The sequence below is a fragment of the Kitasatospora sp. NPDC059673 genome, from assembly GCF_042734215.1.
Lineage (GTDB): Bacteria > Actinomycetota > Actinomycetes > Streptomycetales > Streptomycetaceae > Kitasatospora.
This window is the reverse complement of record NZ_JBHWEN010000005.1, coordinates 56,654-80,434: the sequence shown is the minus strand read 5'-3', so window position 1 is coordinate 80,434 and position 23,781 is coordinate 56,654. Positions and strand designations below refer to the sequence as shown.

The following is a 23,781-nucleotide window of genomic DNA, read 5'->3' as shown; positions in this document are numbered from 1 at the left end:
ATCCGGTTCTGGGCCCTGACGGGCGGACTCTCATCGGCACAGCACCTCCGGCGACGGGCGCACCGGAGCAGGCACGCACGGATGACAGGGAGCGGAGCGGCGACGTTCGGCGGCTCCGACGATATTCGGCCATTCACGTCTGACCGGATGCTGTCCACCAGGTGTACGAGACCCCAATTGGTGCTCGAATCAAGAGAACTGACGTGCCATCAGCTCCCAAGCCACGTACCGCCCGACCCTGGTGGGGTGAGCGGTACGTGCGGTGCGTGGCTCTGACGAATACGTCAGGAGGCGGGCGTGTAGGCCACCGTGAAGGATCCGACGCTCTGGCCCGCGGTGAAGAAGGAGGTACGCAGCTTGCCGTCCAGGTACTGCGCGCCGGCCGGGTCGAGGGTCAGCGAGGAGGCGGACAGGTTCTGCGTGGTGCCGCTCTTGGTGACCACGGTCTCGCCGGCCGGGTCGAACAGCGCGACCGGGGTGGTGGAGCCGTCCGGGACGCCCGTGACCTGCCAGTTGTCGACGGAGAACGCCAGCTGGCGGAAGGCGACCGCGCTACCGGTCCGCGCGTCGACGAACAGCAGGCCGCCGCCGAACTGGATGTTCCCGTAGAACTGGGCGAGGTTGCCGGAGCCGTCGGTGACGGGGAAGCTCGCCGACAGGCCGGTGCTCGCGTCGTACCCGGCGGTCGCGGTGGGCAGCGGCACGGCCACGATGCCCGCCTGCGCGGCCTGCTGGAAGAACGCGTTGCTCTCGCGGATCACCGCGTTGCCGGCGGCCGGCGCGGCCGAGGCGGTGGTCGCGGAGGCGGCGGTGGCGGCGAGCGCGAGGCCGGCGGCAGCGGCGGCGATCCGGGCGAACGTGCGGGACATCGTGGCTCCTTCAAGCTGAGTGCGGGGTGCGGGGTGCTCGGTACGGAGTGCTCGGTACGGGGTGCTCGGTGCGGGGTGCTCGGTGCGGGTCGGTTGTACACAGCGGGTGCGCCGCTACGGGCCGCCGCCCGTCCCGGTGAGTGCGGGACGGGCGGCGACGGTGGAGCACAGGGGAACGTCAGTGGATGATCGCGCCGCAGCCGGCGCCCGGCAGGGGCAGGAAGCCGTAGCTGATGATGTCGGCGCGGCCGGTCGCGCCACAGATCCAGCCGGTGGGGCTGAAGATGGCGCGCAGCGCGGTGCCCTGGGTGGTGGTGGCGGTGTAGTCGCCGTCCCGCAGCACGTTGAACAGGACGCGGCCGTAGCTGCCGCCGGCGAAAACGGGGCTCAGGGTGTTGGTCGAGGTCAGCGGCGCGACGCCGTTGACGCTGCGCAGGGTCAGGTTGCCGCGGTTGTCGGTGCTGGAGGTGTGGCCGTTCAGCTGGCCCACGTAGTGGCCGACGGAGTACGGGAAGATGGCACCGGGGTCGGTCAGCCGCGAGTCGGTGCCCTCGTTCTCCTCCGGGCCGCTGGTGACGCAGGTGCCGGGGGTGATGTTGCCGATGGCCTGCAGGAAGAACGAGCGGGTGCCGGAGCCGCTCTGCGGCAGGTACGGCTTGATGGCGCCGGAGCCGCCGCCGAGCTGCGACCAGTCGGTCTTGACGCAGGTGTAGATGTCGACCAGGTTCAGGGTGGTCAGGTTCGCCGGGGCGAGACCGCCGGTCGGGGCGGACCAGGTGACCGCGTCCTTGGCGAAGGCGACGAAGTCGAAGTTCGCCGGGTCGGTGGGCTGGGCGGCGCGGGAGGAACGGGCGAAGTCCAGGGTGAGGTTGTTCGTGGTGTTCAGCGTATTGATGCCGGCGCTCGAACCGTTCGGGCGGGGAATCGAGTTGCCGCCGGCCTTCGGGACGATGGTGGGAGAGCCGGTGGCGTCCCAGCTGTACAGGCGCGGCGTGGTGGTGTCGGTGGCCGGCAGGGTCGCGTTGTAGTCGGTGGAGAACTGGCTGAACAGCGCCTGCGTGGTGTCCGAGCCCGCGCCGACGATGTCCTTCGCGGCGGGGAGAGCGGCGGGGTCCGCCATGGCGGGAACGGTGGCAACAGTCGTCAGGGCGGCGGTGAACGCAACGGCCGCGAGCGCCTTGGCAGCGGTGTGACGCATGGTCCTCTTCCTCCGAGGGGGATCGTGCCTCGCTGGACCGGACCTGGCGGGGTCCGGCACCGGGGAGCTCCGCGGCTTCCCGGCGGAGCGATCCTCGCCGCCGCCGACGGCCGTCGGGAAGCCTCTCCCCACTCCCCCGCCCTGCCGTCCGCCCGCACCGCCGTGCCACAACTTCCCTGCTCACAAAGCCACTTGAGCCACCACCACGATTCCTCCCCGCCATGGACACGTTCTTCTCCAGGTGTGCTCACGGGGGCACCTCGGCCATCTCCGCTTCACCCCCGCACCACCGACACCGCCCGGACGTGCACGAACCCCTCGGACAGTCGGAAGCCCGCTACTGCGTCCCTCGACTCACCAGGGGTTCCCGGACGTTCGCCACATCCGCTGGACGTGCTCGACGCCCTGCAGGAACCCGGCCACGCTCTGCCGGCACTGGTCGCGCCGCAGATAACCCCGGGCGCTGCGGGCCACCGCCTCGCCGCCACCCGCCCCGGCCCGGGTGCTGCGGGCCGGCAGGTACGCGGTCCAGGTCCACTGCCGGTCCTCGCGCTGGCTGAGCACGAACCGCAGCGCCGCCCGCTCGGCGAGCAACTCGGCGACGCCGGACGCCAGTTCCCGCTCCGAACGGTAGCCCCGGACGGCCGCTGCCAGCCGCCGCCCGTTGGCGGCGACCAGCGACCACCCGGCCCGCCCGTCCGCACCGCGCACCGGCACCAGCCGCGGGCCGCTCACCGCCCGGCCCCGGGCGCGGCGGCCTCGGACATCCGGGCCAGCAGCGCCATGAACCGCCGGAACGCGTTCTGGCAGGTCGCGTAACGCTCGTACGCCCGGCTGGACTTGACCAGCGGATTGCCCCGCACCCCCGGCACCACCCAAGTCCACCCCGGCCCGCCCCGGACATGGGTGATCCGCGCCACCAACGCCGGTCCCAGCGCCACCAGTTCGGCGAACGCCCGCTCCGCGTCCCCGGCCGAGTCGTAGACGGACGAGGACACCGCCACCACCCGCCCGTTCAACGCCTTCAACTGCCACTGGAACCGTCCGTTCGCCGCCCGCTCCGTGAACAGACCCTCCCCGCGCACCGCCCGCCACCCCCCGGGTCTCCACCGGCCCGAGACCGCCCTCGGCCACAGCACCGCATGCCCCGCCCGCCCCGCACACACACACGAAACCGGACGCACATCGTCACGCTGCGAACGCTATGGGTGCACGGACAACGCCCGAAAGCGGAATCCCTCCCGAGCTGCCTCTGTTCGCCCCGAAGTTCTCCCTTGTTAATGCGCGACCGGTTAATGCGCGACCGGCCCGGTGGCCGCGGAATGCCCCGGCACGTGACAGCATCGTCCCGCTGCGGTTCGCCCTGCTGCACCCCAACGCCAAGGGCCAGACCAACGCGGCCACCTTGGTCGAGGACGCCATCCTCGGCGGCTGAGCAACGGCCGGTGCGGACGGACGCTCCCGCCCCCTCGGGAACAGCGGCGCCCCGCCCGTCACCCGACCCGGGCTTCGGACGGGTCGTCGCCCCCTACGGCCGGACGGCGCCGGGGGCAGCCCGACGCGCCTACCTCGTGCAGGTCGCCGCCGCCCCGGCGAAGTGACCGGGGCGGCCGGCTCCGCTGCGTCCTACTCCTCCGGCTCCCAGGCGCGGAGCAGGCCGAACAGCTCGGCGTCCCCTTCGACGCGCAGGGAGTCGAGCGGGATGCGGTCGTAACAGAAGAGGACCAGCTCGGCGGCCGTGCCGTGGACGGCGACGCCGGCCGGGTCAAGGTCCTGGCCGGCGGTGCTGCCGGGCGCGGGGATGCTGGTGGTGCGTGCGCCGTCGGCATCCACAGTGAGGCGCCAGGAGCGGCCCTCGGTGGCGTGGAAGTCAAAGGTGGTGGGCTCGTGCGGCCAGGCGCTCGGCGTCGCACAGCAGCTGAACAGGAACTCCTCGACGCCGTCGAGCGCGACCTCGGCCGGCAGCGGATCCGGGTCGCCGAGGGTGAGCTGGACGTCGTAGGTGTGCACGGCGGTCTCCTGGACCCGGTGCCGGGCCACCCCACCGGAGCTGTGCGGCGACTGCAACGGGCTCCACCACGCCCAGCAACCGCTCTCCGGGCCCGCCTCCCGCAGGGCGCCCAGCAGCAGCTCCGTCGATGCGGCCAGCCAGTCCAGCAGCGCCTCGCGCTCCGTCGGCACCTCCAGGGCGGCGCGCACGGCGGTGGCCTCGGCCGGGGGAGCGCCGGCGGGCCCGGCGCCGACGACGGCGGCCCAGAACCGGTCTCCTCCGCCCAGGTGCTTCACCAGATCGAACAGCGTCCAGTCGGGGCAGGTCGGCACCTGCACGTCGAGGCTGGGCGCGGCGGCGACCGCGGCACGGAAGGCGGCCGACCGCTCGTCGATCAGTCGCAGCAAGTCGGGGAGCTCAAGAGTCTTTTGCACGCCGGATTTCTATCACCGCGCTGCGGTCACCGGACAGCAATTATTGCCGTGCCCGGGCCCTGGTGACTGCGGGCCGACCGGGAGTCCAGCACCGCCGCCGCTGCGACAGCAGTGGATCGGTCACCACCCATTGCGCATCCGTCAACTCCGAGCCACAGCAAGGCTTGCACGAACAGCCACACACTCTCCGCGGAAAGCTCCAGCGCGGAGGTCACCACCCTTGCCTCACCCCGGAGTTGATCAATTGCCCCACGCTTTCTCAGGCTCGGGCGGCGAGGCGGGCCCGGCGGGCGTGGTCGATCGTCACTGCCGCCAGGAGGGGACCCCAGGCCACCAGGGGCAGGTAGCACAGGGTCATCACCGCGCCCGCGAGGCCGTGCGGCGAGTCCGGGTCGCTCATGTTGTGCTGCCACGGGCCCATGGCCGCGGACCAGGTCACCGCCGTGACCCCCAGCGCCCCCAGCCCGGCCGGAACCAGGGCCCCCCAGGCGGGGAGGGCCCGTCCGCCGAAGCCCGGCACCCAGCGGGGCACCCGCCGTCCCCACGGGCGGACCAGGCCCAGGGTCAGGAAGGCCAGCGCCTCCGCCAGTGCGCTCAGGGCCAGGACGTAGACGGTGCCCCAGCCGGGCATCCAGCGGCCGAACATCCGCTCCAGGTCGCCGTGGAAGCCCACCGGGAGGCCCACGCCCAGGGCCACCCGCCACAGGCCCGACGGCACCACCGACCAGGCCGCCGCCTGCGCCGCCCGCACGGCCCAGCGCGGTGCGGGTTCCAGGTTCTCGCTCACTGTTCGTCCTCTTCTCGTCTCCTGCCGGCCGACCGCCGGCCACCCCCAGGACTCTGCTGCCCTCCCCCACCACCCCGGCAGATGCCGAACGGCCAGTCCCCGAGCCCGGGATGTGCCGATCGGCACACCCACCCCCACCCCCGCGGCCCCTAGGGTGATCACATGAACGGGGACCAGGGGGCAGCCGCGTACCCGCGGGAGCGCTCCTTCAAAGCTCGGCAGGACCTGCCCGAGGCCACCGCATGAGCGGCGAACTCGCCTGGGGCGCAGCGGGGTTCACAGTCTCCGGCGCCGTGGCCGGGTGGTCGCTGTACCGGCCCCGGTGGACCGCGCCCGCTGCCGGGCTCTCGGTCGCGCTCAGCCTCGCGGCCGGGTGGGCCGGTCCGTACCGTGACGGGGCGCCCGCCGTCGGGCTGGCCGGGGTGGTCGAACTCGCCGCGCTGCTGGGGCTGGTGGCGCTCGCGGTCCGGCACGGGCGGCACCGGTCGGCGCTGTGGCCGGCGCTGGCCGCGTTCGGCTGGCCGATGCGCTTCGTCGGCTTCGAACCGCCGCTGTTCGCGTTCGGTGCCCTCGCGGTCGCCGCCGCCTGCGCGGTCGGCCGCTACCTGCACTCCCTCGACCGCCGGCGCGAGCAGGCCGTGGCCGCCGCCCGACACGCCCAGCGCCTCGAACTCGCCCACGACCTGCACGACTTCGTCGCCCACGACGTCAGCGGGATGGTCGCGCAGGCACAGGCCGGGACGGTGCTGGCCCAGCAGTCGCCCGAGCTCGCGGCCGCACTGTTCGCCCGGATCGAGCAGGCCGGGCAGCAGGCCCTCTCCTCGCTCGACCGCACCGTCGAACTGCTGCGCTCCCCCGACCAGCACGAGGACGGCTCAGGGCGACGGGCGCACGGCGGCCTGCACGAACTCCCGGAGCTGGCAGCCCGGTTCACCGCCACCGGCGGCCCGGCCGTCCAACTCGCCATCGCCCCGGGCCCGGTGGGGCGGGAGAGCGCCGCCACCGTCCACCGGATAGCCGTCGAGGCGCTCACCAACGTCCGCCGTCACGCCCCGACCGCCCGCACCGTCCGGATCGAACTCGCCCGCACCGGCGATCGGTTGGAGCTGCTCGTCCACAACGACGGCCCGTCCGCCGCCCGGCGTTCGCGACCGCGCAGCGGTCACGGCCTGGCGGGCCTCGCCGCCCGGGTCGAGGCCCTCGGCGGCACCTTCCGGGCCGGCCCCGTCCCGGACGGCTGGCAGATCAGCGCCACCTTCCCGCAAGCCCCGACCGCCCCGACCCCTCTCCCGGAGACCCCGTGACCATCCGGATCCTGCTCGCCGACGACCACGAGGACATCCGCACCGCATACCGGATCATCCTCGACGCCCAGCCCGACATGCAGGTCGTCGCCGACGCCGCCGACGGCCGCACCGCGCTCCAACTCGCCCGCCGAATACGGCCGGACGTCGTCCTCGCCGACATCCGCATGCCGCACCTCGACGGCCTGGACCTCACCTACCAGCTGGCCGGGCCGGACGTCGCCGACCCGCTCCGGGTGGTCGTCGTCACCACCTTCGACCTCGACGAGTACGTCCACACGGCGCTCCGCAACGGGGCCACCGGCTTCCTGCTCAAGCGCTCCAGCCCCGCCCTGCTGGCGGAGGCGATTCGCGCCGCGATGGCCGGAGACACCCTGATCAGCCCGCAGTTGACGCTCCGGCTGCTGCGGCACTACGCCCCGCCGGAACCGTCCCAGCAGGCCCCGCGCGAGGCGCTCAGCCCGCGCGAGCGGCAGATCGCCGAACTCGTCTCGGACGGTGCGACCAACGCCGAGATCGCGGCCGATCTGTTCCTCTCCCCCGGCACCGTCAAGAACCACCTGGCCAACATCCAGCGCAAACTCGCCACCCGCAACCGCGTCGGCATCGCCGCCTGGGCCCTGGCCCACCACCGCCACTGACCGGCGCTGACCGCGACTGACCGCCACTGGCCGCCGCGACGCACTCCGCGCACGGCCGAGCTCAGTCGAACAGCTTCACCCCGTCCGAGGTGAGGGCCCAGTCGCCGAGCAGGTTCTCGCCGATCCGCACCGCGTACAGCACGCCGTGCGCCCCGAAGTGGAACGCGGCAACGGGCGCGTCGCGGTCCTCGCTCGCGTAACCGAAGGTCTTCGGGGCGTCCGGCGCGGGGTCGCCGTACACCACCGAAGGCTCGCCGAACTCGCTGATCACATCCGCCAGTTGACGGCGGTCCTCGGCCCAGTCCAGGACGCGGTCGAGCAGCCCCCGCAGCTCCTCGCCGCCCAGCGCCCGGTCCAGTCGCAGCCAGCCCCGCCGGTGGGCGTCCTCGCCGTACTGCGAGGCGACCAGCGGCGCGTCCGCCTCGCCGAAGCCGCCGCGCAGCAGGGTGGAGACGTTGCGGGCGTTGGTGTCGGCGATCCAGGCCGTGCCGCGCTCACCGTTCAGCGCATCGAGCAGCTCGACCACGGTCGCCGTGCCACCGAAGAGTTCGGGGCGCCGAACGGCGTCGTTGAGCGAGTCGAGCAGCTCGGCCCGCCGGGTCTCGGTCAGCGGCAACCGGTCCTCGCCGGCGGCGATCGGAGCGACGGGAGGACAGGGGGCGGCGACGGGGGAGGAACTCATGAGGTCAAGTGTGCCGGGTCGCCGACCATTCGACGGCAACGGGGCGGCCCGACCGCCGCCAGTGGCCCAGTTCCCGTACGTGGACGACGAGTTCGGACGCACCGGTGTGGCGGACACGCGCCACCCCAGAACCTTCCGCACCGCAAGAGATCCCGCCCAGGGCGGTCGCCCGCCCCGTCGCACCTGCTCCTGCCCGCCGGACCAACAACACCTGCCGTCGCGCCCGGCGCTTCGCCCCTGGCCCGCGCCCTTTCGCGCCACACAGCCTGGTAGTACGCGGACGTCTCATCACCGTAACAGCGGAACTCGCAACTGGCGGCGGCCAGTTCGGCGTCGCCAGCCCCGCCGGTGAGGCCGACACGAACGACCGTCCGGAAATCCTCCCGCAACAGTTCCCGGAAGGGCCGGCCGTATTCGGTGAGAGTTCGTACCCCATCGTGGCCCGCGCCCGCAGCTGAGCGCCACCCCGGCCGGGGCGACGCTCAGCAACCGTTCACGGAAGGGAGTTACTGCCCAAAGGTCCCCGTGGACCAGATCGCCCCACCCGTGCTCGGGCTCCCGCCGCGCTTGTAGATGACGAAGTTGCCGTCGTCCTGGAGCAGCGCGTACGCACCGGGGCTCCACGAGGTGCCGGTGGCCCAGATCGCGTCGGTCAGATGGGCGGCCGGCTTGTAGAGCACCAGGTTGCCGTCCTCCTGCATGCGCAGCATGGCGCCGTCGTGGCCCCAGGTGCCGGAGGACCAGATCGCCTTGTCGTCGCGCTTGCGGTACATCACGATGTTCCCGTCCCGCTGGATGACCAGCCAGACCGAGGCGGACTGCGCCCACGAGCCCGAGGTGATCAGCCCCGGCGAGCTCGGAATGTCCGGGCAGAAGGCGGACGGCATCTCGAAGGTGCTGGTGCTCCACCCCTGGCCCCAGGTGTCCACGTGGACCACGGCACCCGGGTAGAGCCTCAGGACGGCTCCGTTCTGCCCCCAGGTGTTGGAGGACCAGAGCGCGCCGCCGGTCTCCGCACTGCCGCCGGCCTGGTACACCACGAAGTTGCTGTCCCGCTGCAGGACGGCGTACGCGCCGGGGTGGCCCGAGGTGCCGCTGCTCCAGATCACGTGCTTCGGACCGCCCGTGGAGTTGAGCAGGTAGAGCACCAGGTTGCCGTCGGCCTCCATCACCAGGCTGGACTCGTTGTCCTTGCCGACCAGGCTGTCACCCGACCGCAGTTCGCGCCCCTGATAGAACTCGACCGCGCCCGGGTACGGGTCGGTCGGCAGCGTGCACTTGGGCGTCGGCGGCACCGGGTCGGCCGCCTGGGCGGTCGGCACCAGGCCGACCATGGCAGCGGCGGCCAGCAGGCCGGCCGCCGCAGTACGGATCACGCTTCGGCGCATGATCTCCCCCCTCGAAGATGTGCTCCAGGAACTTCGACCGCGAAGATAACACGCACCAAGATGACGCAATGCCACTCCCCAGCAGAGGCAAAATCCTTCGCCGCACGAACAGGCCGCCGACGCACCGGGGGCGCTTCACCCACAACCGGCCCACAACAGATGGTGCTATCTTCGACAACCGTCGAACGCGCGCGGGCCATATCGCGCGCCTCCACCCGTCCTTGCCGAGCAAGCCCGGCCGCCCGCCGTTCCGGCGCGCCCACGCCGTTCTGGCGCTCCCCCGCCGTTCTGGCGCTCCTTCGCAAACGGGTCCACCGCCGCAGCGGCATCTCCGGCCCCAGCCCCCGCCCGGCCTCAACCACCGCCCCCGTCAACCCGAAAGGGAACCCCACGCATGCGCCCCACCCTGTTCACCGTCGAACGGCCCGGCCCCGGCCGCCTGAGCACCATGGCCCGGCCGCGCGGCGGCGACTGGCTGGCCGAGGAGTTGGCGGCGCTCGCCGCCGCCGGAGTCACGGACCTGGTCAGCGCCCTGACGCCGCCGGAGTGCGCCGAACTCGGGCTCAGCGCCGAACCGGAGCTCGCCGTCGCGGCCGGACTCCACTTCCACAGCCTGCCGATTCCGGACTTCACCACTCCCACCCACTCCCAAGTCCGCCCGAAGCTGGACGAGTTGACCACCCTCCTCCGAGCGGGCGCCCACCTGGTGATCCACTGCCGCGCCGGTATCGGCCGGTCCTCCCTGCTCGCGGCGTCCACCCTGATCCTCGACGGACTCGACGCCGACACCGCCTGGGCACGCATCGCCCACGCCCGCGGCCTCCCCGTCCCGGACACCACCGAACAGCGCGCCTGGACCGACGAGCTGACGCCCGCGCCCTGACGCCTCAAACCCTGACCCGCACCCCGACGCCCGCACCCTGACACCCGCGCCCCGACCTGGCGTTCGGGTGGTTCACCCGTGTCGCGCCACAGGCGCACTCGCGGGCAGACCGGGCCCGCCTACCGTCTGAAGCTCCGATCACTGTACGTGGTGACGGTGGACCCATGGGAGGGACGATGCCCGCGTCGGAGGACCGGTCCGAGCCCCGTTCGGCAGCTCCGCGCCGGGGGTTGCTGTGGTGGGTGGGCACGTGGTGTGCGCGGCATTCGGTGGTGGTGATCGTCGGGTGGCTGCTGGTGCTTGCGGGCGTGCAGGTCGCCAACCGGACCGTAGGCGGTGCGTATTCGGACGATTTCTCCTTGCCCGGTACGCAGGCCCAGAACGGCCGCGAGGTGCTTCAGGCGCACGAACCGTCCGCGGGCGGGACGAGCGCGCAGGTGGTGCTGCACGACGACCAGCCGCTGACGGACTTCCAGGCCCAGGTGAACCAGGCGGTGACGTCCCTCCAGCACCTGCCGCACGTGCTGTCCGCACAGGATCCGTGGCCGCCGCCGGGGCAGGGCGCGCCGCCCGGCGGCCCGCTCTCCTCGGACGGGCGTACGGCGTACATCACGGTGCGCTTCGATGCCAATCCGGCCACCTTCGGCACCGGTTATCTGTCGCAGGTGGACGCCGCGGTGGCGCCGCTGCGGCAGGCGGGGGTGCAGGTCGAGTACGGCGGTCCGCTGGGCGAGTTGGCGCGGCCGGCGCCGGACGACCGGGTGAGCGAGCTGATCGGGTTCGCGGTGGCGGTGCTGGTGCTGATGGTCGGTTTCGGCAGCGTGATCGCGGCGGGACTACCCCTGGTCAGCGCGCTGGTCGCGGTGGTGGTGGGCCTCGGGCTGCTGGGTCTGCTGGCGGCGCTGAGCACGTTCGCGACGGTCGCGCCGACACTCGCCACGATGATCGGACTGGGCGTCGGCATCGACTACGCGCTGTTCCTGCTGACCCGTCACCGGCAGAACCTGATGAACGGTGCGGACCCGCCGACGGCGGCGGGCCACGCGGTGGCGACCAGCGGCCGGGCGGTGCTGATCTCCGGCTGCGCGGTGGCGATCGCGCTGGCGGGGCTGTCGGTGTCGGGCATCGCGTTCATGGCGAAGCTGGGCCTCGCCGCGGGTGTCACGGTGGTGACGGCGGTGTGCGGCGCGCTGACGCTGCTGCCCGCGATGATGGGGCTGATCGGCCGCCGGATGGATCGTTTCACCGTGCGCACGCCGGTCGCCGAGGGCACCGGTCCCGACGACGCGTCGGCGACGGGTCTGTGGCACCGCTACGCGCGGCGGGTCGAGCGCCGTCCGTGGTGGTACCTGGCGGCGGGGCTGGCGACGGTGCTGATCCTGGCGGTGCCGCTGCCGTCGATCCAGCTCGGGCACATCGACGACGGGGCGGACCCGGTGTCGTTCACCGACCGGCGGGCGTTCGACCTGATGTCCGCCGCGTTCGGGCCCGGCTCCAACGGGCCGCTCACGGTGGTGGTCGATCAGACGGCGGTCCCGGCCGCCGACCGTCCCGCGCTCGCGTCGTCCGTGCAGCAGGCGCTGACGAGCGTGCCGAACACGGCGAGCACCGCGCCGTGGCAGACCAGCGGCGACGGTGACGTGCTGTTCACCACCGTCACTCCGGCGCAGGCCCCGCAGGACGAGGCCACCACCGACCTGGTCGGCCACCTGGCGGACACCGTGCTGCCGAACGCCGTCCGGGGGACGGCCGCCGCCACGTACGTCACCGGCACCACGGCGGCGCAGGTGGACTTCCTGAATCTGGTGGCGAGCCGGCTGCTGCCGATCATCGCGGTGGTCGTCGCGCTCGCCTTTCTGATCATCCTGCTGGTGTTCCGGGCGCCGCTGGTCGCGTTGAAGGCGGCGATCCTCAACCTGGTGTCGATCGCCGCCTCGTACGGGGTGCTGGTCGCGGTGTTCCAGTGGGGCTGGGGCGGGCCGGCGCTCGGGGTGTCGGGCAAGGTCCCGATCGAGAGTTACGTGCCGATGATGATGTTCGCGATCGTGTTCGGCCTCAGCATGGACTACGAGGTGTTCCTGCTCTCCCGGGTGCACGAGCGCTGGCTGGTGACGGGCGACAGCCGGGGCGCGGTGGCGCATGCGCTGGAGACCACGGCCCGGGTGATCACCTGCGCCGCACTGATCATGGTGAGCGTGTTCGCGGCGTTCATCGTCAGCGACAACGTGGTGATCAAGATGATGGGCCTCGGCCTGGCCGTCAGCGTGCTGATCGACGCGACCGTGGTGCGGCTCCTGATGGTCCCCGCCGCGATGACGCTGCTCGGCGACGCCGCCTGGTGGACGCCCCGCCGACTGGACCGACTGCTTCCGCACATCGCTACCGAGGGTGACAACAGCGCACCGCCGCACGGAAGTTGATCTCGTCTCCCGATCCGATCGCCCACCCACCAATTGTGGCCGTCCTGTGAAATCGGTCCGCCCTGCCCTCTTGTCAGCTCCACCGAAGCTCCATACCTTCATGCTCCAGGACGTCGGCCCCACCGGGCCGCGCCGTCCTCGGCGTTCGCCGACCACCGGCGGCAGCCGGAGACACCACACGACCTGGAGGCGTCACATGCCCGTTGCCACCCTCACCGAGATCCGCGATGCCGGTCCGCTGCTGGTCGACGACGAGATCCTCGTCTTCGAGGACGACGACCGTGCCGACCACGACCCCACGGCCTGCCTGGCCGACCCGTGGGTGACCGCCACCACCCGCATCGCCTGCGACCGCTGACAGTGACCGCGCCCATCGCCGGCCGCCGCAGCTGGTCCGACGACATCTGGTCGTACCTGCACGATCCGCGGATGCCGGCGATGGAGCACGGCTGGAAGCTCCACATCTCCACCCGCCCCAGCACGCTGAACGCCGTCACCGCCCTCGTCCTGCCCGTGCTGGAGCGCCACGTCTGCCACGCCAAGTGGGCCCGCGACCCGGACACCCTGCGCACCCTCAACTCCGGTACCAAGAACGCCGCTTCGGTCGGCAAGGCACTCACGCTCTACCCCGCGCCGGACGAACTCCGGCCGCTGGCCGAAGCCTTGGTCACCGTACTGCGCGGACACCAGGGCCCGCAGATCGTCAGCGACCGCCGCCTCGACCCCGACGCCCCGGTGTACTACCGGTACGGCCCATTCACCGGCGAGTACCGCACCGGCCGCAGCGGACGCCTCGAATCCGTGATGACCGGCCCCGACGGCCGGGTCTTCGACGGCCTGGCAGCCACCGCCTACCGCTGCCCGCCCTGGGCCGAGGACCCGTTCGCGCCGCCCGCACCCACCGCCAACTCCGGTTTCGGCGGCGGCCGTTACCGCGTCACCGGCGGCATCACCCGCAAGCCGCAGGGCAACGTCTACCGCGCACTCGACCAGGCCACCGGCACCGCCGTGGTGGTCAAACAGGCCCGGGCGTACGTCGCCGAGGACGCGCAGGGCGCCGACACCCGCGACCGCCTGCGCCACGAGCGGGCCGTGCTCGACCTGCTCGCCGACGCCCCCGGCCTGCCCCGCGCGCTCGACTACTTCCGGCACCGCGACGACGAGTACCTGGTGATGACCAGCTGCGGCGACCGCGACCTTCGCCGCGACGTCCAGACCCACGGCCCTTACCGCGACGGCGAGTTGGGCCCACGTCGGCTGCTCACGCTGGGCCGCGAGCTGCTCCGGATCCTGGACGCCGTCCACCGGCACGGCGTGACCGTCCGCGACCTCAAGCCCAACAACGTGGTCCTCACCCCCGACGGGCACCCCCAGCTGATCGACTTCGGCACCAGCGCCGTCCACGGCACCGGCCCCGCCGGCTCCACCCCCGGCTACAGCGACCCCGTCGTCCTCCCCGGCCTCGCGGCCCAACCCGCCGACGACTACTACGGGTTGGGCATGACGCTGTACTTCGCCGCCACCGGCATGGACCCGGTGATCCTCGACTCCGACCCGGCCGTCAACCGCGAACGCACGCTCGCCGCCCTGGAGTTCGCCCTCCCCGGCCCGTCCCACCACCAAGTCCGCGCCCTGATCGCCGAGTTGACCGACCTCGACGCCACCGCCCGCACGACGGGCGCCGAGCACCTCCGCAAGGGCTCCCAACCACCCGCCGCCACACCGGAGTTCACACGCACCGGCCCGCGCCTGTCCCCCGATCGGCTCGCCGAGATCCTCGACCACACCGCCGCGTACTGCGTCGCCGAGGCCCGGCGGATCGCCGACCCCGAACTCTCCGCCCGCACCGCCGTCCCGACCCCCATCGACCTTTACAGCGGCAGCGCCGGCCTGGGCCTGGAACTCCTCCACCACCTCCACCGCCCGGGCGTCCGCGACGCCGTCACCGCGCTCGCCGACTGGACCTCACGCCAAAGCCGCACGCTGCCACCGGGGTTGTATTCCGGCCGCACCGGCGTCGATCTCTTCCTCACCGCCGCCGACCGGCCTCCCGCCACCACCATCGCCCTCCCCGCGCACGGCCCCGACGGCAGCGGCCCACCGGAGGCCGACCTGATCGACGGCGTCGCGGGCATCGGCCTCGGCCACCTCCTGCTGGCCCACCGCGACAACCGCCACGCCACCCGCCACCTCGCCGTCGCCGCCGCCTGCCACGACCTGCTCACCACCGGCCGCGCCCGCCTCACCCCCACCGCCGAGCCGCGCCCGGGCGACGCCGCCCTGTCCCAGGGGCTCGCCCACGGCGAAGCCGGGGTCGCGTACTTCCTCCTCGAGTACGCCCACACCACCGGCGATCCGGCCGCCCTGGAGCACGCCCACCGGGCCTGCGCGCAGCTCGCCGCCGCCACCCCCGCGATCCTCGCCGCCGCCAACCACCCTGCGGCCACCCGCCGTTACGGCTCCTGGTGCCGCGGCCTGGCCGGAATCGGCACCGTCCTGACCCGCGCCGCAGACCGGCTCGCCGACCCCGCCTACCGCGCCCTCGCCGAACAGTCCGCCCGCACCTGCCTGGCCATCGCCCCGCGCATGCCCCTGGTCACCCAGTGCTGCGGCCTGGCCGGCGTGGGCCACTTGATGCTCGAACTCGCCCCCACCGCCGAGGAGTTCCACGAGGCCGCCACCACCGTCGCCACCCTCCTCCTCACCCGCACCGCCGGCCCTCCGACCCGCCCCGTCTTCCCCGACCCCGGCCTCACCCACCCCGCCTTCCCCTACGCCACCGGCACCGCCGGCGTCCTCACCTTCCTCCGCCGCCTCGCCGACCCCACCGAGGCCGACGGCCCCGCACTGCTCCCCTGACGGACCGCACAACAGGCCGGTCGAAGTCCAAGAGGTGCTGCGGGACCGTCCGTCAGGTTCCGGCCCCACAGCACCAGTCCCTTTCCGCCCCCAGGCGCGAGGGCGGTAAGGGGGTCTGTGTCGCCCTGCTACTCGCCGGCCGGGGTGACCGTGACGGTGTGGCCGGGGTCGGCGGCGGAGGTCGCGATCCGCAGGGTGAACGGGCCGCTCTCGGTCGCCCAGGCGTGCGCCTCGGTGTCCCAGTGCTGGAACGCACGCGGGGCGATCTCGATGCGGGCGCGCACCCGCTCGCCCGCATCGGCGCGCACGACGGTGAACCCGACGAGCCAGGCAACCGGCCGTTCGATCGCCGACCCGGGCCGCGAAAGGTAGGCCTGCAGGACCTGCTTGCCGTGCCGCGCACCGGTGTTGACGACGTCCGCCTCGACCACCACCCGGTCGGCCGACACGCCGACGGCCGGTTCGCCGAACTGCCAGCTGGTGTAGCCGAGGCCGTGACCGAACGGCAGCGCGGGGGCGTTGCCGCCGTTCTGCTGCTGCTTGAGCCAGGCCCGGTAGCCGATGTGCAGGCCCTCGGTGTAGGCGAGTCGGCCGTCCTGCGGTTCGACGTCCCAGACGGGGACGTCCTGCTCGCGGGCGGGCCAGCTGGTGGGCAGTCGGCCGCCGGGCTCGCGGGCGCCGGTGAGGACGTCGGCGAGGGCGTCGCCGAACTCCTGGCCGGGGAACCAGGACAGCACGACGGCCGCTGCCTCCTCGAGCCACGGCATCACCACGGGGGAACCGGAGTTGACGACCACCACGGTGCGCGGGTTGGCCGCCAGGACCTGTCGGACCAGCTCGTCCTGGCCCTCGGGCAGGGCGAGGCCTGGACGGTCGAAGCCCTCGGACTCGATGGCCTCGGTGGTGCCGACGACCACCACGGCGAGGTCGCTGGTGGCGGCCGTCTCGACGGCCCGCCGGAGTTCCTCGGCGGGGTCGCCGAAGATGTCCTTGTAGCCGAGCTGGACCACACCGAGGGGGAAGTCTCCCATCGGCGCCGTCGTCCAGATCAGCCGCAGCCCGACCGTCCGACCGTGCGTCAGCTCCTGGGGGAACACCCGGGTCGGCGGGTTGAGGAGGGCGATGACCGGGTCGCCGCCGACGGGGGCGAGCGGTTCGGTGCTGACGCTCTCACCGTCGATCTCGAAGGTGAAGCCGCCGATGCCGGCGAAGCCGAGGTCGTGCCGGCCGTCGCGGTCAACGGTGAGGCGGGTGGTGATCTCGACGCGGGCGGCCTTGAGCAGGCGCGGGTCGCCAAGCCAGGCGAGGCGGCCGGAGGCGAAGTTCTTCTCACTGAACGCCGCGCCGTCCTGGTCGAGGTAGCGGACGCGGACGCCCTCCTCGCCGGTGACCGGGTCGGTGACCAAGTCCCGGGTTAAGGGGTGCAGTTCGCCGGTGGGCGGCAGGCCGGGCGCCTACCGGACGCGGTCCGTGCCGAAGGCCGAGCGCAGGCCGTCGAGCGGGGTGATCACACGGGCCGTCGGAGACCACGATGGAGCGCACGCCGAAGGCCGCGCGCAGGCCGTCGAGCGGGGTGATCACACGGGCCGTCGGAGACCACGATGGAGCGCAGGCCGACGGCCGGTTCCTCGTGCAGCGACCAGACGGAGGCGCCGGTCAGCAGCCGGACCTTCTGTTCCAGGGTGAGGCGCTCCAGCAGCGCAACGCGCCCTCCTCGACCTGGTCGTCGCCGAGTTGACCGCCCCCGCCCCCGACGAGAGCTCCCCCAGCGGCCGCCTGCTCGCGCTGCGCAACCGCCCCCGCTGGCAGGCCGCCGCCGAGATCGTCCTGATGTGCGAGGCCACCGTCCCGTCCCACCCGGCCCACGACCACATGGCCGCCCGCCTGGAGCACAGCCTCTCCACCGCCGCCCACCACCTCGAAGAAACGGGCCAGTTGAGCGGAGAAGCCGTCACCACCAGCGCCCAGTGGCTCGTCGCCCTCGCCCTCGGCGGCCTGATCGCCTGGCTCTACGAACCGGCCGACACCGACCTCGAAGCCCTCCTCACCGGCCCCCTCCCGCCCGCCACCCCCTGAGCCCCGTGAACCGAACTGCCGTCCGCGCCACGACCATCGGGTTCCTCGCCATCGTCCTGGCCGCGCGCTTCCCGGGCCGGACCACCGTCCACACGGAGAGCGCCTCCACCCCGCTGTAGCCGCCCGCTGCCCGCCCGGATGATCAACATCCACCAACTCGCCGGAGCCCGCGCAGATTTACCCGGATCGGGTGAGCCCGTCCGGGACACGCCCGACGCGCCGAACGCGCCCTGCCAGGATCGGGGCGCACCAACCGCACCCCGACACAGCGCGCCACCCGGCACCGCTGCCACCCGGCCATGCCCGCACCTGCCCCGCCCAGCCGTCGAACCAGGGAGCAACGTGACCGAGACCGCCCACCCGAACCCGCCCCGGGAAGCCGACGCCGAGCCCGAGGACAAGACCGAACTCCCCCAGCACGACGAGGAGTTGCGCTACCAGCACCCCGGCGACAAGCGGCAGCTCGTCGGCCAGTCCATCTCCACCGCCACCATGGTGCGCCGCCTGCCGCAGCTGATCCGCCGCGCCCTCCACCTCGCCTGGGCCGCCGACCGCCGCTCCACCGTCCTGCTCCTGCTCTGCCAGCTCGGCGCCGGCGTCTTCGGCGCACTCGCCCTGTACGCCACCACCGGCACCCTCGCCGCCCTGCTGCGCCCGGGCCCGGTCGCCGCCCATCTCCGGGACGCCGCACCGTCGTTGACGATCCTCACCGCGTCCGCCGCGCTGCGGGCGGTACTGGGCATCGCCGTGATGACGCTCTCGGGGAAGGTCGCACCGCGGATCAACCGGGACGCCGACATGGCGCTGATCGAGGCCGGGTGCTCGGCCGAACTCGCCGCCTACGACGAACCCCAGTACGCGGAGCGCTGGGAGGCCGCCGACCGGGGCGCGTCCACCACCCAGGACCTGCTGACCTCCGCACAGGACGTCATCGCCTCCACCGTCTCGCTGATCGCCGCCGCCGGTGTCCTCGCCACCCTGCACCCGCTGCTCGTGCCGTTCCTGCTGCTCGGCTCGGTGCCCACCGGCATCGCCGCGGTGCGCACCGCCCGCATCCACTACCTCGCCGCGATCACCACCGGCGACGAACGCCATGCCCTGCGGATCTACCGCTGGTACCTGATCGACAAGGGCCGGGCCGACCAGGTCCGCTCCGACCAGGTCCTGCCGTTCATGCTGGAGAAGTACCGCCAGGCCGAGGCCAGGATCGTCACCGTCACCGACCGTGCCGGACGCGAGGCGGCCCGGGTCTCGCTGCTCGCCGCGCTGGCCACCGGCGCCGGCGCGGCACTGATGTGGGGAGCCCTGCTCTACCTGGTCTCCACCGGCCGCATCGGCCTGGCCGCCGCCGGCTCCGCCACCTTCGCCCTGCGCACCGCCGCCGGCGGCATCCAGGGCATGGTCGGCAACGGCGCCCGGCTCTACCGGATGGGCCTCTACCTGGACGACTACTTCACCTTCCTGGACGAGGCCGGCGGCCACCGGATCGCCCGTGGCAGCGTCGTCCCCGGCCCGCCGAGGACGATCGAGGTCACCGGCCTGACCTACACCTACCCGGGCGAGCAGCAGGAACCGGCGCTGCGTGGCATCGACCTGACCCTGCGCCAGGGTGAGGTCGTCGCGGTGATCGGGCAGAACGGCTCCGGCAAGTCGACCCTGCTCAAGCTGCTCTCCGGCCTGTACCTGCCGCAGCCCGGCGGCGGGACGATCAGCTGGGACGGCGTCCCGATCGGGGACCTCGACGCCGACGGGCTGTTCCGCCAAGTGGCCCGCGTACCACAGGAGTTCGCTCGCTGGCCGCTGCAGGCCGCCGAGAACGTCCACCTCGGCCAGTACGACGGCGACCCGGCCCCCGCCGTCACCGCGGCCGCGGCCCTGACCGGGTTCGACGAGACCGTCGCCCGCCTGCGCTCCGGCTGGCGCACCCTGCTCGCCCAGGGCTGGCAGGGCGGCGCCGAACTCTCCGGCGGCGGCTGGCAACGCGGCGCCGTTTCCCGCGCCTTCTTCCGCACCGCCCGCCGCCCGGGCCTGCTCATCCTCGACGAGCCGACCTCCGACCTCGACCCCCGCGCCGAACACCGCATCCTGCACTCCCTGCGCAGCCTCGCGGCCGGCCGGATCACCCTCCTGGTCACCCACAACCTGGCCAACGCCCGCCTCGCCGACCGTGTCCTCGTCGTCGATCAGGGCCGCATCGTCCAGGCCGGCACCTGGAGCGAACTCGCCCACCACGACGGCCTGTTCCGCGAACTCCTCACTCTCCAGGCCGACCGCACCATCCCCGCCCAACGCCCCGCGTAGCCGACAGCGTCGCGGGCCCGTTCGCCGCCCTTCCCCGGGGCGGCGAACGGGTGATTGGCAGTCAGGGCCGCCAGGTGTCCGGGGTGTTGGCTTCTGACCGGATTGTCCGGGTCCTAGCCTCCTGGCGGGAGGTTGTCACATGATGATTATCAGAGCGTCACAATTCGGCACCACTGCCGTGTCTTCACGCCGGCATCCACGAGGACCGTGGTCCGGCCGGCGTCGCATGTTGAGCGCCGCCGTTGTCGGCGGGGCCGTTGTGGCGGGATCGCTGGTGTGGGCACCGTCCCCCGCCTCGGCCGCGACGGTGGACATCCGCACCGTCTGCACCGCCTCGACCACCTCGGGCACCACGATCACCCTGACCGGGGACTGCGCCACCACGGACAACCTCACGATCCCGGACGGGTACACCCTGGACGGCGCCGGTCACACGATCACCGCGACCGACAGTTCCCTGGCGTCCCCCCTGCTGGACGCGGTGGTGAGCAACGCCTCCGGCGCCACGACGATGACCATCGAGAACCTGACCGTCCAGGGCAACTACCTGCCCAGGGATCCGGCCGACTCCAGAACGAACGCGCCGTTCTTCGGCATCAGGTTCCTCTCCGCCTCGGGGTCGCTGTCGAACGTGACCGTCACCGGCATCACCCGGCACCAGACCTACAACTTCGGCCAGGGCATCATGGTCGACGCCACCAACGGCGGCCCGCAGACCGTGACGGTCACCGGTGTCACGGTGGCGGATTTCCAGAAGAACGGGTTGACCGCCAACGGCGAGGCAACCATGAACGTCACCGGCTCCACACTCGGCCCGCCGGACATGGCCATCCCCCTGCCCGCGCCGCCGGTCACCGGCAACATCGCGCAGAACTCGGTGCAGTACTTCAACTCCGGCGGCACCTTCACCGACAACACCGTGCTGACGTACACGGCCAACAACTCGGCGAGCAGCTCCACCGGGATGCTGCTGTTCACCGCGAACAACGTGACGGTCGATCACAACACGATCGCCGGCCCGAACGGTGCGGACGTCGGGATCAACGTCACAGGCGGCACGAACATCACCATCTCCTACAACAACATCACCCGATCGCCCATCCAGCCGCCCCTGCGTGACTTCTGGGGCATCGGCATCGCGGGCTACTCCGGCGCCGCCGCGAGCACCACGCTGATCTGCAACACCTTCTCCGGATGGAACGAAAACCTGTCCGGAGGCCTGACCCAGCCCCCGTGCATCATCACGCCGTTCCTGCACGACGGGACGGTGGGCGTCGGCTACACGGACGTGGTCGAGGCGACCACCCAGAACCCGAACCCCCAGCTCACCTGGACACTGGCCGCCGGTGAGCTCCCACCGGGGCTGACGCTGAACCCGGACGGAACGATCACCGGCACCCCCACCGCCGCGGGCAGCTACACCTTCACCGTCCAGGTCTCGGACCCCGTCGACGGCACCTCGACACGCGAGTACACCATCGTCATCAACCCGGCGGCTCCGGGCCTCTCGCTCGCCAAGACCGCGACCGCCACGGACGCGGACGGGCAGCCGATCACCGAGCTCACCGCGGCGGGCGACGTCGTGACCTACACCTTCGACGTACTCAACAGCGGCAACCTGCCACTGACCTCGCTGGCGATCAACGACGTCGACTTCTCCGGCACCGGACCATTCGGCCCGATCACCTGCGACCCCACCCCGCTGGGCGGCACCCTCGCCGCAGGAGCCTCCACCCGCTGCACCGCCCGCTACACCATCACCGAGGCCGACCTCACCACCGGCGCCCTGCGCAACACCGCCACCGCCTCCGGCCGGCTCCCCGACGGGGCCACACTCACCTCCCAGCCCGCCGGCACCGTTCTCCCGATCACCCCGAACACCCCCACCCCCTCGCCCAAGCCCACTCCCACCCACGAACCCACCCACAAGCCGTCCCGCGGCCCCCACCCCGAGGGCCCGTCCGTGGACACCGGCGGATCGCTGGCCGACCCGAACACCTCGTCACCGGCCTGGCCGATCACCGGCGCGGCAGCCCTCCTGCTGACCGCCACCGGACTGGCCACCCTCACCCTGCGGCGCAAGAGGCGCCGCCCCTGACCCGTCACGTCCAGTCCGTCCCCGCACCGCCCGCCGCCCCTCCGGGACCGGCGGGCGGTCCTGTCGAGGAGCAGCAACGCCCATGACCACGGACCGCCGCGCCGGGTGGCCGGTGCTGCTACTGACCGCCACCTCGCTCGCCCTGCTCGGCGGGTACGCCCTCACCCACCACGAGCCCGCCGCACCCGCGCGGCAGGTGGCGGGTGTGGACATGAACGGCAGACCCGTCCAACTCGACCCCGGCGCAGACCTGCCCCCCGAGCAGAAACAGCAGCAGGACGCGAAACCCGACGGCGCGGGCCGGTTCATCGTCCCCTCGGTCGGACTCGACGTGCCCCTGGGAAGCATGAACGAGGTCGGCGGCTCGGTCGTCCCCCCAGGTTTCACCGCCGCCTACCGCATCACCAACCTCGGCACCCCGACCGCCCCCGAAGCAGGCACCGTCTACGTGGCGATGCACTCCCTGCGCTGGGGCGCCCTCGGCCCCGGCAACTACCTCTTCGCCGCCGACACCGGCACCTCCAACGTCACCCCCGGCGCGGTCATCGACGCCGGCGGCACCCAGTACATCGTCGACCAGGCCACCACCATCCCCAAGGCCGACCTCCCGAACGCCACCGCCATCTGGTCCGACGTCCCCGGCCGCCTGGTCGTCCTCACCTGCCTCGAAAAGCCCGACAACACCCCGGCAGTCGACAACTTCGTCATCACCGCCCACCTCGCCCCGAACACCGCAACCGACCCGCGGTGACACGCCGCCTCCCACACGCCGAAGCGGCAGCCGGAGCACCGGCTGCCGCGATCCCCTATTTCGCCCCCGGGGCGCCCCTCGCGGGGAGCCGGGCGCACCGGCGGTGACCGGCGGTCAGCCGAGGTGGATGAGGGCCTCCTGGAACGCCCGGGCGTGGCCGGCCTCGTCACGGGAGTTGTGGCGGAACAGCTCGGCCGCGTCGAGGTCTCCCGCGGCCTCGGCCCGCCTCGCGAAGGTCGGATACATGGTCCACGCCTCGTAGTTCTCGCCGGCGATGCTCGTGCGCAGGTTGGTCCGGGTGTCCTTGACGAAGCCGCGCAGGACGGCTTCGCCGGCGAAGTGCTCGTGCAGCTCGACCGCTGCGGTGCCGGTGAACAGTTCGGCGACCCGCTCGTCGCCGGTCTGTGCCGCCTGCTCGGCGAAGACGGTGTAGCGGGCGAAGGCGAGCGCCTCGCCGTGCAGGGCGGTGTCGAGGTTCGCCAGGGTCCGGGCCGAGTGCACCTGCGGCGGGCCGGCGGGCACTGGGACCTGGTCGGCCTGGGGCGGGGCGGGAACCTGTCCCTCTCCGGTCTGCAGGACACGGAGCGCGGCCTTGAACGCCTGGTTGTGGGCGGCCTCGTCCTTGGCGATCTCCGCGAACAGCGCCGCCGCGTTCTGGTCGCCGTCCTGCTCGGCCTCCCGGGCGAACTGCGGATACATCGTGGTCGATTCGTAGGTCTCTCCCTCGATGGCAGCGGTGAGGTTGGCCGCCTCGTCGCCGATCACGCCCGCGAGCAGCGCTTCCTCGTGGAAGTGCTCGTGGAGTTCCACCTTGGCGGTGCGGCGGTAGAGGTCCGCGACGGCGGGCAGCTGCTCCCGGTCCGCCTGGTCGGCGTAGAAGGTGTAGGAGGCGTTTGCGAAGGCTTCGCCTTGCATCGAGGTCTGCAGGTCGGTGAGGGTCTGCGGCTGGAGCCGGTGGACGGACTGCGGGGCGGCGACGGCGGTGGACGGGACGCCGACGGCCAGCAGGCAGGTCCCGATCGCGAGCAGGTGACGGGCGGAAGGCAGCACGTTCTTCTCCCAGTGGGTGACGGGGTGGGGGCTGCTCGCATAAAAGCAGA

Annotated in this window: 20 protein-coding genes; 10 read left to right on the top strand and 10 right to left on the bottom strand. The window is 72.6% G+C overall.

Translation table 11 applies throughout. The features are described from left to right. Nucleotides 1–284 precede the first annotated feature (284 nt). From ACFV18_RS08270 to ACFV18_RS08245, 6 genes are all read right to left on the bottom strand, one after another. Entirely contained in the window at nucleotides 285–869 is a 585-nt protein-coding gene (locus tag ACFV18_RS08270) for a hypothetical protein (RefSeq protein ID WP_380480561.1), read from the bottom strand. Nucleotides 870–1,047: 178 nt separating this feature from the next. Next, nucleotides 1,048–2,067: a substrate-binding domain-containing protein gene (locus ACFV18_RS08265; protein WP_380480559.1), complete on the bottom strand. Its 1,020-nt coding sequence runs from the start codon at nucleotides 2,065–2,067 to the stop codon at nucleotides 1,048–1,050. Nucleotides 2,068–2,421: 354 nt separating this feature from the next. Beyond that, nucleotides 2,422–2,802: a hypothetical protein gene (locus ACFV18_RS08260; protein WP_380480557.1), complete on the bottom strand. Its 381-nt coding sequence runs from the start codon at nucleotides 2,800–2,802 to the stop codon at nucleotides 2,422–2,424. Then, entirely contained in the window at nucleotides 2,799–3,152 is a 354-nt protein-coding gene (locus tag ACFV18_RS08255) for a DUF1508 domain-containing protein (RefSeq protein WP_380480555.1), read from the bottom strand. The genes ACFV18_RS08260 and ACFV18_RS08255 overlap by 4 nt, the downstream gene beginning before the upstream one ends. Nucleotides 3,153–3,693: 541 nt before the next feature. Then, on the bottom strand, nucleotides 3,694–4,491 hold the full coding sequence (locus tag ACFV18_RS08250) for a maleylpyruvate isomerase family mycothiol-dependent enzyme (RefSeq protein ID WP_380480553.1): 798 nt from the start codon (nucleotides 4,489–4,491) through the stop codon (nucleotides 3,694–3,696). A gap of 259 nt (nucleotides 4,492–4,750) precedes the next feature. Further along, nucleotides 4,751–5,278: a hypothetical protein gene (locus ACFV18_RS08245; RefSeq protein WP_380480552.1), complete on the bottom strand. Its 528-nt coding sequence runs from the start codon at nucleotides 5,276–5,278 to the stop codon at nucleotides 4,751–4,753. A gap of 242 nt (nucleotides 5,279–5,520) precedes the next feature. Here ACFV18_RS08245 and ACFV18_RS08240 point away from each other — a divergent pair, with 242 nt between their 5' ends. Continuing rightward, the gene (locus ACFV18_RS08240; RefSeq protein WP_380480551.1) at nucleotides 5,521–6,582 is read left to right on the top strand and encodes a sensor histidine kinase; all 1,062 of its coding nucleotides are present in this window, start codon (nucleotides 5,521–5,523) and stop codon (nucleotides 6,580–6,582) included. Further along, nucleotides 6,579–7,223, top strand: coding sequence for a response regulator (locus ACFV18_RS08235; protein WP_380480549.1), 645 nt, complete (start codon nucleotides 6,579–6,581; stop codon nucleotides 7,221–7,223). The genes ACFV18_RS08240 and ACFV18_RS08235 overlap by 4 nt, the downstream gene beginning before the upstream one ends. A 61-nt stretch (nucleotides 7,224–7,284) precedes the next feature. Here ACFV18_RS08235 and ACFV18_RS08230 read toward each other — a convergent pair whose 3' ends face one another. Further along, the gene (locus ACFV18_RS08230; protein WP_380480547.1) at nucleotides 7,285–7,905 is read right to left on the bottom strand and encodes a hypothetical protein; all 621 of its coding nucleotides are present in this window, start codon (nucleotides 7,903–7,905) and stop codon (nucleotides 7,285–7,287) included. 506 nt (nucleotides 7,906–8,411) lie between these two features. Then, complete coding sequence (locus ACFV18_RS08225; RefSeq protein ID WP_380480545.1) at nucleotides 8,412–9,281, bottom strand: hypothetical protein; 870 nt, start codon at nucleotides 9,279–9,281, stop codon at nucleotides 8,412–8,414. Nucleotides 9,282–9,687: 406 nt separating this feature from the next. Between ACFV18_RS08225 and ACFV18_RS08220 the strand changes: the two genes are divergently transcribed. The 4 genes from ACFV18_RS08220 (at nucleotide 9,688) to lanL (ending at nucleotide 15,455) form a co-directional block, all read left to right on the top strand. Further along, nucleotides 9,688–10,176: a tyrosine protein phosphatase gene (locus tag ACFV18_RS08220; protein ID WP_380480543.1), complete on the top strand. Its 489-nt coding sequence runs from the start codon at nucleotides 9,688–9,690 to the stop codon at nucleotides 10,174–10,176. A 164-nt stretch (nucleotides 10,177–10,340) separates the two neighbouring features. Beyond that, on the top strand, nucleotides 10,341–12,596 hold the full coding sequence (locus ACFV18_RS08215; protein ID WP_380480541.1) for an MMPL family transporter: 2,256 nt from the start codon (nucleotides 10,341–10,343) through the stop codon (nucleotides 12,594–12,596). A 196-nt stretch (nucleotides 12,597–12,792) separates the two neighbouring features. Beyond that, complete coding sequence (locus ACFV18_RS08210; protein ID WP_198520389.1) at nucleotides 12,793–12,954, top strand: SflA family class IV lanthipeptide; 162 nt, start codon at nucleotides 12,793–12,795, stop codon at nucleotides 12,952–12,954. A gap of 2 nt (nucleotides 12,955–12,956) precedes the next feature. Next, the gene (gene lanL / locus ACFV18_RS08205) at nucleotides 12,957–15,455 is read left to right on the top strand and encodes a class IV lanthionine synthetase LanL (protein ID WP_380480539.1); all 2,499 of its coding nucleotides are present in this window, start codon (nucleotides 12,957–12,959) and stop codon (nucleotides 15,453–15,455) included. A gap of 128 nt (nucleotides 15,456–15,583) precedes the next feature. Here the strand turns inward: lanL and ACFV18_RS08200 are convergent, their stop codons facing one another. Next, on the bottom strand, nucleotides 15,584–16,861 hold the full coding sequence (locus tag ACFV18_RS08200; protein ID WP_380480537.1) for a glycoside hydrolase family 3 C-terminal domain-containing protein: 1,278 nt from the start codon (nucleotides 16,859–16,861) through the stop codon (nucleotides 15,584–15,586). Nucleotides 16,862–17,189: 328 nt separating this feature from the next. Between ACFV18_RS08200 and ACFV18_RS08195 the strand changes: the two genes are divergently transcribed. The 4 genes from ACFV18_RS08195 (at nucleotide 17,190) to ACFV18_RS08180 (ending at nucleotide 22,681) form a co-directional block, all read left to right on the top strand. Further along, complete coding sequence (locus ACFV18_RS08195) at nucleotides 17,190–17,531, top strand: hypothetical protein (RefSeq protein ID WP_380480535.1); 342 nt, start codon at nucleotides 17,190–17,192, stop codon at nucleotides 17,529–17,531. Nucleotides 17,532–17,873: 342 nt separating this feature from the next. Beyond that, on the top strand, nucleotides 17,874–19,832 hold the full coding sequence (locus tag ACFV18_RS08190) for an ATP-binding cassette domain-containing protein (protein ID WP_380480533.1): 1,959 nt from the start codon (nucleotides 17,874–17,876) through the stop codon (nucleotides 19,830–19,832). 274 nt (nucleotides 19,833–20,106) lie between these two features. Next, nucleotides 20,107–21,930, top strand: coding sequence for a putative Ig domain-containing protein (locus ACFV18_RS08185; protein WP_380480531.1), 1,824 nt, complete (start codon nucleotides 20,107–20,109; stop codon nucleotides 21,928–21,930). 82 nt (nucleotides 21,931–22,012) lie between these two features. Beyond that, complete coding sequence (locus ACFV18_RS08180; protein ID WP_380480529.1) at nucleotides 22,013–22,681, top strand: class F sortase; 669 nt, start codon at nucleotides 22,013–22,015, stop codon at nucleotides 22,679–22,681. A 114-nt stretch (nucleotides 22,682–22,795) separates the two neighbouring features. On the opposite strand, the gene ACFV18_RS08175 is transcribed toward ACFV18_RS08180, so the two are convergent. After that, nucleotides 22,796–23,731 carry a ferritin family protein gene (locus ACFV18_RS08175; RefSeq protein WP_380480527.1) on the bottom strand — a complete coding sequence of 312 codons (936 nt, stop codon included), beginning with the start codon at nucleotides 23,729–23,731 and terminating at the stop codon, nucleotides 22,796–22,798. Nucleotides 23,732–23,781: the final 50 nt, after the last annotated feature.